This is a genomic window from Bradyrhizobium sp. HKCCYLS2038, from assembly GCF_051167655.1.
Taxonomy (GTDB): domain Bacteria; phylum Pseudomonadota; class Alphaproteobacteria; order Rhizobiales; family Xanthobacteraceae; genus Bradyrhizobium.
Genome location: NZ_JBNPTM010000001.1, coordinates 1,828,091 through 1,840,790, shown reverse-complemented (window position 1 = coordinate 1,840,790; position 12,700 = coordinate 1,828,091). Strand labels below are relative to the sequence as shown.

At 66.0% G+C, this 12,700-nt stretch carries 17 protein-coding genes; 12 read left to right on the top strand and 5 right to left on the bottom strand.

The window, feature by feature from the left end; all coding sequences use genetic code 11:
* Nucleotides 1–11: 11 nt before the first annotated feature.
* From ACQR1I_RS08015 to ACQR1I_RS07995, 5 genes are all read left to right on the top strand, one after another.
* Nucleotides 12–1,220 carry an ABC transporter substrate-binding protein gene (locus tag ACQR1I_RS08015; protein WP_434868824.1) on the top strand — a complete coding sequence of 403 codons (1,209 nt, stop codon included), beginning with the start codon at nucleotides 12–14 and terminating at the stop codon, nucleotides 1,218–1,220.
* A gap of 281 nt (nucleotides 1,221–1,501) precedes the next feature.
* Complete coding sequence (locus ACQR1I_RS08010) at nucleotides 1,502–2,467, top strand: YVTN family beta-propeller repeat protein (protein WP_434868825.1); 966 nt, start codon at nucleotides 1,502–1,504, stop codon at nucleotides 2,465–2,467.
* Nucleotides 2,464–3,279 (top strand): ABC transporter ATP-binding protein, encoded by an 816-nt coding sequence (locus ACQR1I_RS08005; protein WP_434868826.1) that lies wholly within the window; start codon nucleotides 2,464–2,466, stop codon nucleotides 3,277–3,279. Before ACQR1I_RS08010 ends, ACQR1I_RS08005 begins: the two co-directional genes overlap by 4 nt.
* On the top strand, nucleotides 3,276–4,130 hold the full coding sequence (locus ACQR1I_RS08000) for an ABC transporter permease (RefSeq protein WP_434868827.1): 855 nt from the start codon (nucleotides 3,276–3,278) through the stop codon (nucleotides 4,128–4,130). The genes ACQR1I_RS08005 and ACQR1I_RS08000 overlap by 4 nt, the downstream gene beginning before the upstream one ends.
* Nucleotides 4,127–4,738, top strand: a complete 612-nt coding sequence (locus ACQR1I_RS07995) for a hypothetical protein (protein WP_434868828.1) — start codon at nucleotides 4,127–4,129, stop codon at nucleotides 4,736–4,738. The genes ACQR1I_RS08000 and ACQR1I_RS07995 overlap by 4 nt, the downstream gene beginning before the upstream one ends.
* A gap of 190 nt (nucleotides 4,739–4,928) precedes the next feature.
* Here the strand turns inward: ACQR1I_RS07995 and ACQR1I_RS07990 are convergent, their stop codons facing one another.
* Nucleotides 4,929–5,489, bottom strand: a complete 561-nt coding sequence (locus tag ACQR1I_RS07990) for a PQQ-dependent catabolism-associated CXXCW motif protein (RefSeq protein ID WP_434868829.1) — start codon at nucleotides 5,487–5,489, stop codon at nucleotides 4,929–4,931.
* Entirely contained in the window at nucleotides 5,486–6,361 is an 876-nt protein-coding gene (locus tag ACQR1I_RS07985) for a substrate-binding domain-containing protein (RefSeq protein WP_434868830.1), read from the bottom strand. Before ACQR1I_RS07985 ends, ACQR1I_RS07990 begins: the two co-directional genes overlap by 4 nt.
* A gap of 185 nt (nucleotides 6,362–6,546) precedes the next feature.
* Here ACQR1I_RS07985 and ACQR1I_RS07980 point away from each other — a divergent pair, with 185 nt between their 5' ends.
* Both ACQR1I_RS07980 and ACQR1I_RS07975 read left to right on the top strand, forming a co-directional pair.
* Nucleotides 6,547–7,446 (top strand): quinoprotein relay system zinc metallohydrolase 2, encoded by a 900-nt coding sequence (locus ACQR1I_RS07980; RefSeq protein ID WP_434869105.1) that lies wholly within the window; start codon nucleotides 6,547–6,549, stop codon nucleotides 7,444–7,446.
* Between the two features lie 69 nt (nucleotides 7,447–7,515).
* Nucleotides 7,516–8,346 (top strand): quinoprotein dehydrogenase-associated SoxYZ-like carrier, encoded by an 831-nt coding sequence (locus ACQR1I_RS07975; protein WP_434868831.1) that lies wholly within the window; start codon nucleotides 7,516–7,518, stop codon nucleotides 8,344–8,346.
* Between the two features lie 23 nt (nucleotides 8,347–8,369).
* On the opposite strand, the gene ACQR1I_RS07970 is transcribed toward ACQR1I_RS07975, so the two are convergent.
* Nucleotides 8,370–8,729: a hypothetical protein gene (locus tag ACQR1I_RS07970; RefSeq protein ID WP_434868832.1), complete on the bottom strand. Its 360-nt coding sequence runs from the start codon at nucleotides 8,727–8,729 to the stop codon at nucleotides 8,370–8,372.
* 86 nt (nucleotides 8,730–8,815) lie between these two features.
* Here ACQR1I_RS07970 and ACQR1I_RS07965 point away from each other — a divergent pair, with 86 nt between their 5' ends.
* From ACQR1I_RS07965 to ACQR1I_RS07950, 4 genes are read left to right on the top strand one after another with little or no spacing between them, the layout of a single operon-like run.
* On the top strand, nucleotides 8,816–9,796 hold the full coding sequence (locus ACQR1I_RS07965) for an ABC transporter substrate-binding protein (protein ID WP_434868833.1): 981 nt from the start codon (nucleotides 8,816–8,818) through the stop codon (nucleotides 9,794–9,796).
* Nucleotides 9,796–10,533, top strand: coding sequence for an ABC transporter permease (locus ACQR1I_RS07960; protein ID WP_434868834.1), 738 nt, complete (start codon nucleotides 9,796–9,798; stop codon nucleotides 10,531–10,533). Before ACQR1I_RS07965 ends, ACQR1I_RS07960 begins: the two co-directional genes overlap by 1 nt.
* Nucleotides 10,523–11,233 (top strand): ABC transporter ATP-binding protein, encoded by a 711-nt coding sequence (locus tag ACQR1I_RS07955; protein WP_434868835.1) that lies wholly within the window; start codon nucleotides 10,523–10,525, stop codon nucleotides 11,231–11,233. The genes ACQR1I_RS07960 and ACQR1I_RS07955 overlap by 11 nt, the downstream gene beginning before the upstream one ends.
* Before the next feature lie 40 nt (nucleotides 11,234–11,273).
* On the top strand, nucleotides 11,274–11,624 hold the full coding sequence (locus ACQR1I_RS07950) for a hypothetical protein (RefSeq protein WP_434868836.1): 351 nt from the start codon (nucleotides 11,274–11,276) through the stop codon (nucleotides 11,622–11,624).
* 30 nt (nucleotides 11,625–11,654) lie between these two features.
* Here the strand turns inward: ACQR1I_RS07950 and ACQR1I_RS07945 are convergent, their stop codons facing one another.
* On the bottom strand, nucleotides 11,655–11,867 hold the full coding sequence (locus tag ACQR1I_RS07945; RefSeq protein WP_434868837.1) for a hypothetical protein: 213 nt from the start codon (nucleotides 11,865–11,867) through the stop codon (nucleotides 11,655–11,657).
* 213 nt (nucleotides 11,868–12,080) lie between these two features.
* On the opposite strand from ACQR1I_RS07945, the gene ACQR1I_RS07940 reads away from it, so the two are divergent.
* Nucleotides 12,081–12,389: an EthD family reductase gene (locus tag ACQR1I_RS07940; protein WP_434868838.1), complete on the top strand. Its 309-nt coding sequence runs from the start codon at nucleotides 12,081–12,083 to the stop codon at nucleotides 12,387–12,389.
* 78 nt (nucleotides 12,390–12,467) lie between these two features.
* On the opposite strand, the gene pqqA is transcribed toward ACQR1I_RS07940, so the two are convergent.
* Nucleotides 12,468–12,548, bottom strand: coding sequence for a pyrroloquinoline quinone precursor peptide PqqA (gene pqqA / locus ACQR1I_RS07935; RefSeq protein WP_009031067.1), 81 nt, complete (start codon nucleotides 12,546–12,548; stop codon nucleotides 12,468–12,470).
* Nucleotides 12,549–12,700 lie beyond the last annotated feature (152 nt).

Below are 12,700 nucleotides of genomic sequence, written 5' to 3'. Positions count from 1 at the left end.
ACGAGGGAACAATGGGAGGACATGTGGTCCTGCGAGTTCTGGCCCGATCTCTGATCGGCGCGATCGGCCTCATTGCCGCCGCAACCGCGGCGCGTGCCGCCGATCCGGTCGACATTGCGATCGGCTATCTCGGCCGCGCCGGCGTGCCGCAGACCTTGTCGCCGCTCGACCAGCCGGCGGCCGATGACGGCGTGGCCGGCGCCAGGCTCGCGATCGAGGACAACAACACCACCGGCAAATTTCTCAACCAGCGCTTCACCCTGATCGACCGCCGCGTGAAGGACGACGAGGACGCAGGCCAGGCGGCGAACGAGCTCGCCGGCAAGACCGGCTTCATCCTGGCCGACCTGCCCGCGGATGCCCTGCTGAAGGTCGCAGATAGCCTGCGCGGCCGCGGCATCACCCTGCTCAATGTCGGCGCGACCGACGATCGGCTGCGCGAGCAGGACTGCCGCGCCAACGTCATCCATGTCGCGCCGACGCGCTCGATGCTGGCCGATGGCCTCGCGCAATACCTGGTGTGGAAGCAGTGGAAGCGCTGGCTGCTGGTCACCGGCTCGCACGACAATGACAAGCTGTTCGCCGACGCGCTGCGCCGCGCCGCCACCCGCTTCGGCGCCAAGATCGTGGAGGAGCGCACCTTCGAGGACACCGGCGGTTCGCGGCGCACCGATAGCGGCGTGACCCTGATACAGCGCCAGATGCCGGTGTTCACGCAAAAGGCGCCGGCCTATGACGTGCTGGTCGCCGCCGACGAGAGCGAGGTGTTCGCGAACTACCTGCCCTATCGCACCTGGGATCCGCGCCCCGTCGCCGGCTCCGCCGGCCTGCGGCCGACCAGCTGGGATCCGGCACAGGACCAGTGGGGCGCCACGCAGCTGCAGAACCGCTTCATGAAGCTCGCATCGCGCCGCATGGATGCGTTGGACATGCAGGCCTGGATGGCCGTGCGCATGATCGGCGAAGCGGCGTCGCGCACCAACTCCGGCGACGCCAAGACGATGACCGATTATTTGAAGAGCCCGAACTTCACCATCGCCGCCTTCAAGGGCACGCGCCTCTCTCTTCGCGACTGGAACCTGCAGCTGCGCCAGCCGATCCTGCTCGCCGATGGGCGCATGATCGTCTCGGTCTCCCCGCAGGAAGGCTTTCTCCACCAGGTCTCCGAACTCGACACGCTCGGCGTCGACCGCCCCGAAACCAAGTGCAAGCTGCAATGATGATGTCGGATAGAGTGATGTTGATGAAGCAGCTTCGCAGCGCGCTGTCTCCCCTCACCCTGAGGAGCCCGCTGAAGGCGGGCGTCTCGAAGGGCGAGGCCCGCGAGGGGCCTCATGGTTCGAGACGCGCCGAAGACGGCGCTCCTCACCATGAGGGTATTAAGCGCGAACTTGGTAACGAAGAGAGTCCCGGATTTCGCCACATACACCGCCCTCGTCCTGAGGAGCCCGCCGGAGGCGGGCGTCTCGAAGGACGGCCACGGCTTCGCAGGTTCCTCGGTATGGAAGCCTGCCTGCTCACTGCCGCCCTCTCCCTGGCCTCCATCGCCCCCGCCTCCGCCTACGTCGCCTTCGTCTCCAATGAAAAAGGCAACACCGTCTCCGTCATCGACACCGACACCTGGACGGTCACCAAGACCATCAAGGTCGGGCAGCGGCCGCGCGGGATTGCGTTTACGCGGGACGGCAAGTTCGTGATGGTCGCGGTCGGCGATGACGACACCATTCAGGTGATCGACGCCAAGAAGCAGGAGATCGTCGACACCCTGCCTTCCGGTCCGGATCCCGAGCTGTTCACGCAGGACGCTCAGGGCAAGACGCTCTATGTGGCGAACGAGAACGACAACACCGTCACCGTGCTCGACCTCGAGAAGCGCGTGCGCATCGGCGACGTCCAGGTCGGCGTCGAGCCGGAGGGCATGATGCTGAGCCCGGACGGCAAGATCCTGATCTGCACCTCCGAGACCACCAACATGGCGCATTTCATCGACACGGCGACGCGCAAGATCGTCGCCAACGTGCTGGTCGATGCGCGGCCGCGCTATGCCGAGTTCAAGACCGACAGCTCGGAGCTGTGGGTTTCCGCCGAGATCGGCGGCACCGTCTCGATCATCGATCCGGCCAAGCGCGAGGTCACCGGCAAGATCAAGTTCGCAATCCCGGGCCTGCGCAGCGAGGCGATCCAGCCGGTCGGCATCAGCCTGACCAAGGACGGCAAGACCGGCTTCGTCGCGCTCGGCCCGGCCAACCGCGTGGCGATCGTCGATGGCGTCACCCATGAGGTGAAGAAATATCTGCTGGTCGGCCAGCGCGTCTGGCACATGGAGTTCACGCCGGACGAGAAATATCTTCTGGTCACCAACGGCGTCTCCAACGACGTCTCAGTGATCGACGTCGCAGCGCAGAAGGTGATCAAGACCATCCAGGTCGGCGAGCTGCCCTGGGGCATCACGATTGCACAGCCATGACGACGCAGAACGCACCCGCTCTCGATACGACAGGCGCCGCACCGCAGCCGGCGCCGCAACAGGTCCCGGCGTTGTCGGTCGCCGGCGTCAGCCATTCCTACGGCGCGCGCAAGGCGCTGAACGACGTCAGCTTCGCCGTGAGACCTGCAAGCTTCACCGCCCTGCTCGGCCTCAACGGCGCCGGCAAGAGCACGCTGTTCTCGCTGATCACCCGCCTGTTCGCGGTGCAGACCGGACAGATCAGCATCTTCGGCCACGACATCGGCCGCACGCCGGGCGAGGCGCTGCGGCTGCTCGGCGTCGTGTTCCAGCCGCGCACGGTCGATCTCGACCTGTCGCTACGGCAGAACCTGCTCTACCACGCCGCGCTGCACGGCATCTCGCGCCGCGAGGCGCGCGCGCGCAGCGAGGAGCTGCTGACGCGGATCGGCCTTGCCGACCGCGCCGGCAACAAGGTGCGCGATCTCTCCGGCGGCCAGATGCGGCGGCTGGAGATCGCCCGTGCGCTGCTGCACAGGCCGCGGCTGCTGCTGCTCGACGAGGCCACCGTCGGCCTCGATGTCAAGGCGCGCGCCGACATCGTCGGCCACGTCCGGCAGCTCGTCACCGAGCAGGGCATCGGCGTGCTCTGGGCAACGCATCTGTTCGACGAGATCGCGCCGACGGATGATCTCGTGGTGCTGCATCAGGGCCGCGTGCTGGCGCGCGGGCCGGTGCCGCAGGTGATCACGGACTCCGGCGCGTCGGACGTCAACGCCGCCTTCGCCCGGCTGACGACCCAGGCCAGCCCTGCACGGAGCTCCGAGCCATGACCGTCACCACCGTGCACGCGCCCGCGCCGACACGCAGCGGCTTCTCCGTCGGCGAGTACATCACCTGCCTGATCGGCATCGTCTGGCGCGAGGGCCTGCGCTTCCTGCATCAGCGCGAGCGCTTCGTCTCGGCGCTGGTGCGGCCGCTGGTCTGGCTGTTCATCTTTGCCGCCGGCTTCCGCCAGGTGCTCGGCATCTCGATCATCCCGCCCTACGAGACCTACATCCTCTATGAGGTCTATATCGCCCCCGGCCTGATGGCGATGATCCAGCTGTTCAACGGCATGCAGTCGTCGCTGTCGATGGTCTACGACCGCGAGATGGGCAACATGCGCACCCTGCTGGTGAGCCCGCTGCCACGCGGCTATCTGCTGTTCTGCAAGCTGCTCGCCGGCACCGCCGTCTCCGTGCTGCAGGTCTATGCCTTCCTGGTGATCGCCTGGTTCTGGGAGATCACGCCGCCGCCGATGGGCTATCTCACGGTGTTGCCGGCGCTGATCCTGTCCGGGCTGATGCTCGGCGCACTGGGCATGCTGATCTCCTCCGGCATCAAGCAGCTGGAGAACTTCGCCGGCGTCATGAACTTCGTGATCTTCCCGATGTTCTTCGCCTCGTCGGCGCTCTATCCCCTGTGGCGCGTCGAGGAAGGCAGCCCGTGGCTCGCCTATCTCTGCGAGGCCAATCCTTTCACCCACGCGGTGGAGCTCATTCGGTTTGCGCTGTACGGCAAGCTGAACTGGGTGTCGCTGGCCGTGGTCGGCGGCTGCACGGCGGTTTTCATGATTGGCGCGATCCTGGCCTACGATCCCTCGCGGGGTTTTGTCAGGCGTGGCCCCGGAGGCGAGGCATGAGGCTCACATCGATAGTGCTAGCCGTCGCGCTGGTCGCATCAGCCGGTGCCGCGCGCGCAGCCGATCCGCGCTACCCGGACTGGCCCTGTCCGCAGGCGAAGGTGCCGGAAATCTCGATCGCCGCCGTCTGGTCCGGCCCTGCGGTCGACGACGTTGGCGCAAGCTGGAAGACCGATGCGAAGCTCGCCGAACTGGTGGCCAGGCTCGCCGCGCGCCGCATCCCGCTCGAGCAGGCGCAGAAGGACGTCGCCGATTTCCTCACCGGCACGGCCGAGGAGAAGACCCGCAAGGGCAAGCTGCTGTTCGCCGGCCTGTTCGATACGCTCAACGCCCAGCGCACCTCGGTCATGAACGGGCTGGAGCGCGTGATGCGCAAGCAGCGCGAGGCCGTCGACAAGGTGCGCGCTGACACCATCGCCCTGCAGGAGATGCACAGCAGCGCCAACCCGGATCAGGCCAAGATCGAGGAGATGACCAACCAGGTGAACTGGGAGACGCGCATCTTCGAGGACCGCCGCCGCGTCATGAAGTTCGTCTGCGAGGTGCCGACCGCAATCGACCAGCGCCTGTTCGCACTGGCCCGCGAGATCCAGCAGGACATGGAGTAGGTCGACAATGCCGCTCGTCAGACCAGACACCCATGTCGAGCTGGCGCGCCGCCCTCTCCGCGTCGTCATGGCCGGGCTTGACCCGGCCATCCACGTCTTTCCACGCGGCACCACGTGGATGCGCGGGTCAAGCCCGCGCATGACGAGCAAACCAATTGGCTGCGGAGTCTTCAGCTGCCGAGTTGTCCGCTCACTCTTCCGGCCGCGGCTCGGGCTGGGTCTGCTGCAGCGGCAGGTCGGCGCGAGCCCAGCCGTCGGTGCCGTCGGGATACCAGGCCACGTTGCGATAGCCGTAGGTCAGCGCGCGCCGCGCGGCATTCCACGACATCCAGCAGTCTTCGAGACAATAGAACACCAGCGGACGGCCGAGATCACCGTCGGAGGCGCGCGCCAGGCCGCGCTTCAGATAGTCCTCCGTCGCAGCCGCCAGCACGCCATAGCCGGTGTCGGGCAGCCAGATGCTGCCGGGAATGTCGAGGCGCGGCTGCTCGCGCCACACCGTGCCGGCCGGCAGATTCTTCGGCTTGGGCGGCCGCGGCAGCACGTCGATGAAGGCGGCGGACTTGGCGCGCCAGATCGCCTCGGTGTCACGCGTCGACAGCACGCGCGCGCCGCTCAGCGTCGTCGGCACCGGCGCGCGATAGTTCTCGGTCCGATAGCTGTCGGGCTCCGGCACGAGATCGTCGGCCCGCACCGCCGCGGTGATCAGCAGCACGCCTGCCAATGCCGCAGCGGTAAGCCGGCCGATCATGGCTTCGCGGCAGCCTCGGCGGTGATCAGATGATTGCTCTCGTCCAGCAGCGGCACGCCGAAATCGAGCAGGATCTTGTTGATCTCGCCCTGGTTCTCCTGGATCAGCTTGTTGAGCTGCCGCCGCCAGTTCTGGTCCGCACCCCGGACGCCCATGGCGATGCGATAGATCAGCTTCGGCCCGGAGGTTTCCTTCACCAGCGGCGTGACGTGCAGCTGCGGGCTGGCCTGCTTCGCATAATAGCCGGCCATCGGGCCCCACAGCACGCCAGCATCGATCTCGCCGGACTTGAGATCATTGATCATCGCTTCCGCCGACGAATCCACCCGCGTGTCGATCATCAGCGGATAGGGTTTGGCCGTCGTCATCAGCCCGGCCAGCGCCATGTTGGTCGCCGGCGGCGTACCCGCCACGATACCGATGTGCTTGCCCTTGAGCTTGGCGTCTTCCAGCGTGGTGACGTCGGCAAGGTCCGAGCCCGGCTTGGTGACGATCGCATAGGCCGTCCGGTAGTACGGAGTGGTGCTCTGCACCAGGTCGTCGCCCTGCGGGAATCCCATGATGACGTCGCAACGATGCGAGCCGAGCGTCATGCGCACGAAACCGGTGGCTTGCGGGAAGAACGTGTAGTCGACCTTCTTCTGCAGCTTGGCGGCCAGGAAATCGGCCAGCTTGTTCTCGAAACCGTCGCCCTTCTCGTTGGAGAACGGCAGATTGCGCGGGTCGGCGCAAACCCTGAGAACCTTGGGATCGATCAGTTCGATCGACAGGTCCAGGCCATCATTGCTCTGTGCAAAAGACGCGGCCGGCCCGAGCAGGGTGAGCCCGCCGGCAACGGCCAGCAAGCAGGCAAGACTGTGACGCTTCGTCATCCGTATTTCCATCCCTATGGAGCGCATCGAGGTATTTTTGAAAATGCTAGGCCGCCGGCCTCGCGGGCGCAACACTTGCTGTCATCGCGAAGAGTTGACCGGGTGCTGCGCCGCAACGTCCACCGCCAGCACACGTCGCATGCGGGCAAGGCTAACAGATGGTGAAGTGGCTCGTCATAGCCCTCATGGCATGGGGCGCTGTTGTGCTGGAGAGCCCGGCGCATGCCCAGTCGGGGGAACTCGCGGTGAACGAGGTCGCCGCGGGCGTTTTTGTCCATATCGGCCAGACCGCGCTGATGACGGCCGAGAACGAGGGCGCCATTGCCAATGTCGGCTTCATCATCGGCGGCGAGGCGGTCGCCGTGATCGACACCGGCGGCAGCGTCCGTGAGGGACGCGCTCTCTTGGCCGCAATCCGGGCGCGCACCGCCAAGCCGATCCGCTACGTCGTCAACACCCATGCTCACCCCGACCACGTCTTCGGCAACGCCGCCTTCCAGGGTGACGCAACGAGCTTCGTCGGTGCAAAGAACCTGCCCCGCGCACTGGCGGTGCGTGGACCGCATTACATCGAGGCGTTCCGGCGGCTGATGGGCGCCGAGCTGATCGACGATGTTCGCCTGGTTGCGCCATCGATCGTCGTCGAGGACCAGATGTCGCTCGACCTCGGTGGCCGGACGCTGACCCTGAAGGCGTGGAGCACTGCGCACAGCGACTGCGACCTGACCGTGTTCGACGAAACGAGCCGGAGCCTGTTCGCAGGCGATCTCGTGTTCCTGCGTCACGTCCCGGTGATGGACGGCAGCCTGCGCGGCTGGATCACCGATCTCGGCGCGCTCGCGGCGATATCCGCCGATCGCGTCGTGCCGGGACACGGGCCGGTCAGCCCCTGGCCGCTCGCGCTCGGCGACGAGCGCCGCTACCTGGACACCCTCGCTCACGACGTGCGTGGGCTGATCAAGGCGGGCAAGCCGATTTCCGATGCGGCCGGCGCCGCAGCGGCGGAACGCGGCAAATGGGAGCTGTTCGACGATTACAATGCGCGCAACGCCACTGCAGCCTTCTCGGAAATGGAATGGGAATGAGCCATGGGAATAAGCCATGGGACGCGCTATGATCGCCGATAAACCAGAACGCTTTTGGAGGACCGCGCCATGATCGGGCACCGCTTGCCGTCCACATTGCTTCTTGGCGCCTGGCTTCTCGGCGCATGCCTCGCATTCTCACCTGCGAAAGCTGCCGATGGCTACGATCCGTGGCCGGGGCTGATGCAGGACATCTTCAACAACAAGCCGATGCAGGATGGCTCTGGCGTGCTGGCGATCGAAATGCCCGCGCGCGCTGAGGACGCCTCGGTCGTTCCGGTCACGCTGCGCAGCAAGCTGTCGCCCGCCGACGAGCGCCGCATCAAGACCATCACGCTGGTGATCGATCAGAACCCGGCGCCTCTGGCGGCGAAGTTCACGCTGGGCGCCGATGCCAACGTCACGGCGATCTCGACCCGCGTTCGCGTCAACAACTACACCGACGTGCACGCCGTAGCGGAGTTGACCGACGGCCAGCTCTACGTGGTCAAGACCTTCGTGAAGGCCTCCGGCGGCTGCTCGGCACCGGCCGCCAAGAATCCGGAGGAGGCCAACGCGCGCATCGGCCAGATGCGCTATCGGCAGTTCAGCCAGGCCGGCGATGGCGCCAGCAGCGGCATCCGCGAGGCGCAAGTCATGGTCGGGCATCCCAACAATTCGGGGCTGCAGATGGATCAGGTGACGCAGCTCTACATTCCCGCGTTCTTCGTCGACAAGCTGACGCTGTCACAGGACGGCAGTCTGGTGCTGTCGGTTGAAGGCGGCATCTCGATCTCGGAGGACCCCAACATCCGCTTCACCTATGTCTCGAACGGAGCCAAGCATTTCCGCGCCGAGGCACGGGATACGCAGGGACATGTGTTCGAGCATGAATGGCCGGCGCAGAGTTCAGGCACCTGATGGCGAGGCAAGGCTGCGAAGCGTCAGAAACATCTCACCTCGGCCTCGGCCTGCGCCCGGCGCAGGTCGTTCAGCGCATTGGCGGCCTGCTCGGAGGTGCGGAACTGCGTGCCGAGATTGCTCTTCACCTGGGACATGCTGAGGACCGTTTCGGCGGTGACGTAGCGCTCATAGGGAATGATCGAGGCAATCACGTCGATCGAGCAGGAGCACTGGGCGATCGACTGGCGCGACTCGCCATTGGCCTTCATGCAGCCGAATACGTATTCGGCGCGCGCCGAGGTCGGATAGTCGTTGAGGTCCTCGGCCCGAGCCGGCCCGGCCAGCGCGATCACGGCAAAGAAGGTGGCGACAATCGGTCCTACCGGAACAGCGCAACGCATGACAATCCTCCGCAGCATCGCAGTCCAAGCTATGCTAAGCGAATGAGGCTGAAAAGAACCCATCTCGAGGAAACGCAGACGCGCCCATGACGCAGCTCGGTCGTTTGGTGATTGCATTCCTCGCCTGCGCGCTGCTGCCGGCCTCGGCCTCGTGCGCTGCCGAGACCGTCAAGGTTGCGGTGCAGAAGACAGGCACCTTCGCCTGGGAATTGGCCGTCATCCGTGCCCATCAGCTCGATAGCCAGGCGGACATTGCGATCGACGCGGTCGAGCTTGCAAGCCCCGAAGCCGGCAAGATCGCGCTGCGGGCAGGTAACGCGGACATCATGGTGTCGGACTGGCTGTGGGTGTCGCGCGAACGCGCGCTCGGCGCCAAGCTGACCTTCTCCCCCTACTCCAGCGCGCTCGGCGCCGTAATGGTGCCGGCGAGCTCGTCGCTGAAGACGCTGGCCGATCTCAAGGGACGCAAGCTCGCGGTGGCCGGCGGCCCGCTCGACAAGAGCTGGCTGTTGCTGCAGGCGGCGCTCAAGCGCGACGGCGTGGATCTGAAGTCGCAGGCGACCATCACCTATGGCGCACCGCCGCTGCTCGCCGCCAAGCTGGCGGACGGCGAGATGGACGCGGGCTTGAACTACTGGAATTTCTGCGCGGCGCTGGAAGCGAAAGGCTTTCGCCGCCTCGCCGGCATCGAGGACATCCTGCCCGCATTCGGCGCCAAGGGCCGCACCGCGATGATCGGCTATGTGTTCGACGAGGACTGGGCAGGCAAGCATCGCGATCTCGTCGCACGCTTCCTGTCGGTCACGGCCAAGGCCAAGGAGATCCTGGCGACGTCGGATGCCGACTGGCAGACCATCGCGCCGCTGACCGGCGCATCCGATGAGGCGACGTTGCGCGCCTATCGCGACCGCTATCGCGAGGGCATTCCGCGTCGCTCCGTCGCCGACGAAGAAGCCGACGCCCGCGTTCTCTATGGCGTGCTCGCCTCGGTCGGCGGACGCGACCTGGTCGGCCCCGCAGCCGAACTCAGCCCCGGCACCTATTACAGGGCGGATGCGAGGGAATAGTGCTGCGGCTGTTGTCCTTCGCGCTTCTGCTCGCGACCTGGTGGGGCGCGGCGACCATCGCCGGCAGCGCCAAGCTGCCGCCGCCCTCGGCCGTGCTGGCGGTCGCCGTCGCGGAAGCCAAGTCGGGCGCGCTGTTCCTGCATCTCGGCGCCACCCTCGCCCGCGTCGCGCTGGCCTTCACGCTGTCGATGGCGATCGGATCGGCGCTCGGCTATTGGATGGGCCGCAGCCGGCTCGCCAACCGGCTCGGCGATCCCTGGCTGATCCTGCTGCTCAACCTGCCGGCGCTGGTGGTGATCGTGCTCGCCTATATCTGGGCCGGCCTCACCGAAATTGCTGCGATCGCAGCGATCGCGATCAACAAGCTGCCGACCGCCGTCGTGACCTTGCGCGAGGGCGCCCGCGCGCTCGATCCGTCGCTGGATGAGATGGCAAAAGTGTTCGCCTTCCCGCGCGGCCGTATCCTGCGCCACGTCCTGCTGCCGCAGCTCGCGCCTTACATCGCCGCCGCGGCGCGCTCGGGGCTGTCGCTGGTGTGGAAGATCGTGCTGGTCGCCGAACTGCTCGGGCGTCCCAACGGCATCGGCTTCGAGATCGGCGTGGCCTTCCAGCTGTTCGACATCCCGCTGCTGCTCGCCTACTCGCTCAGTTTCGCAGCCGTCGTGCTGGTGATCGAAGCTCTCTTCGTGCAGCCGTTCGAGCAGCGCGCATCCAGGTGGCGGCTCCGTGCGGCTTGAGGTCGATATCAGATCGAAGAGCTACACCAGCGCCAATGGCAAGCGCCAGGAGGTGATTGCCGGCATTTCGTTCGCGCTGGAGCGTGGCGAGGTCGGCGTCGTCGTCGGCCCGTCCGGCTGCGGCAAGAGCACGATGCTGCGGATCCTCGCGGGCCTCGACCCGGACTATCAGGGTCATGTCTCGCAACCCGCCGGCGCGCGGCTGGCGATGGTGTTTCAGGAGCCGCGGCTGTTGCCGTGGCGATCGGTCGAGGACAATGTCCGGTTGGCCGCGCCCGATGTCGCCGACGACCGGCTGGCTGCGATCTTCGGCGTGCTCGAGCTCCAGGCGCATCGCAGCCATTTTCCCGGCGAGCTGTCGCTCGGCCTCGCCCGTCGCGTCGCGCTGGCGCGGGCGTTCGCGGTCGAGCCGGATTTCCTGATCCTCGATGAGCCGCTGGCCTCGCTCGATGACGCCCTCGCCGCGCGGCTGCGCGAGGAGATTGCGACACTGGTCGCGTCGCGGCCGATGATCACGCTCCTGGTCACGCACAGCATGGACGACGCGGCAAGGCTGGGCGATCGCATCTTCCTGCTGTCCTCGCGCCCTGCCCGCCTGCTGCACGCGGTCCCGATCGGCCTGCCGCGCGCGCAGCGCAGCAACGACAGCATTGCGGCGATCAAGGCCGAACTGGCGCAATTGGATTCGTCCGTGTCATGATTATCGTCAGCAATGAACAACGGGCTCGAGGGGAAGCGCCATGAGATTTTCGACCGCCGTGACGGCCATCATCATCCTGTCAGGCCTGCCGGTCGCAGCGATGGCGCAGAGCAAGGGAATCCGGTTGTGGAATCTCACCAGCGCAACGATGACCGGCTTTCAGCTGTCGCCGGCCGGCCAGAACAACTGGGGCCCGAACCAGACGCTCAATGACAAGGACAAGGAGCTCGATCACGACGAGCGGCTGAAGCTCACCGGGGTCGAGCCTGGGCGCTACGATGCCAAGGTGAGCTATGCCGACGACCGGCAATGCATCGTTCGCGGCCTCGACATCAAGGCCGACGCCGTCGTCTCGGTCGCCGACAAGGACCTCAGGGAGTGCACGAAGTAGGCAGTACGGAACGCGATGACCGCCCTGCTCTCAGGCCTTGTCGTTGCTGTGCGGGAACTCGCAGCGCCAGCGCACCGCGGTCCATTTCGGGTGCTCGCCGATCCATTGGGCGATATAGGGCGGCGCTTTCATCGCGCACTGCTGCAGCGACGCGCCGCCGTCGGCGAAAACGAGGTGCTGCTCTTCGCAGGTGGTCGGCGACAGCACCGCGCAGACGGTGATGACGAGATCGATGGGGCTCATGGCTCGATGTCCTTCGATAAGCCGGAAGCAGATTACCTGAAAATACGACCTTCGGCCGCATCGGTTTCTCTTTGCGCCCCACTTTATGTCCGGAACCACGCCCGACACGACCATCGATGGGCTAATCGGGGCCTGCCGCTTGATCCCGACGGGCAGATCGGCTGCAATGGAGGCGGTCGATCGACCTCAAAAAAGCGAATGCGGAGGAAGCAGATGCCCAAGGTTCTCGTACTCTACAAGACCCCCAAGAGCGCCGAGGCGTTCGACAAGCACTATGCGAACATTCACGTGCCGCTGGCGAAGAAGATCCCCGGCCTCAAGAGCTACGACATCAGCCGTGGCCCGGTGAACGGACCGGCGGGCCCGACCAATATCCACCTGGTCGCCACGCTGGCATTCGATTCGATGCAGGCGCTACAGGCTGGCATGGGGTCGGCGGAAGGCAAGGCGGCGGCGGGCGATCTGCCGAACTTCGCCGATGGCGGCGTCGACCTGTATATCTTCGATACTCAAGACGCCTGATCGCGCAACGGTTCCGACAACAGACCCGCCAAGCCGAAACAAGCAAGCATCGCTTGCGGCTTGGCGGATCGCTAAGGCTTACTTGCGCGCCGCGCAGGCGTACATGTTGATTTCCATGCCGACCGGCACTTCGACGATCTTCGGTGTCTTCCAGGCCATTTCCAACTCCCAGGTTCAGCTATCGTTGACAGAGGCGCACTGCTCGCGCCGAGGTCAAAGCTAGGGCCGCGATTGCGCGAACGCAAGGCTGGCCGGCGGCTGGCGCCTTGGCGCAATCAGACCGCCAGCATTGCGCGTTGATGGCCGCCCAA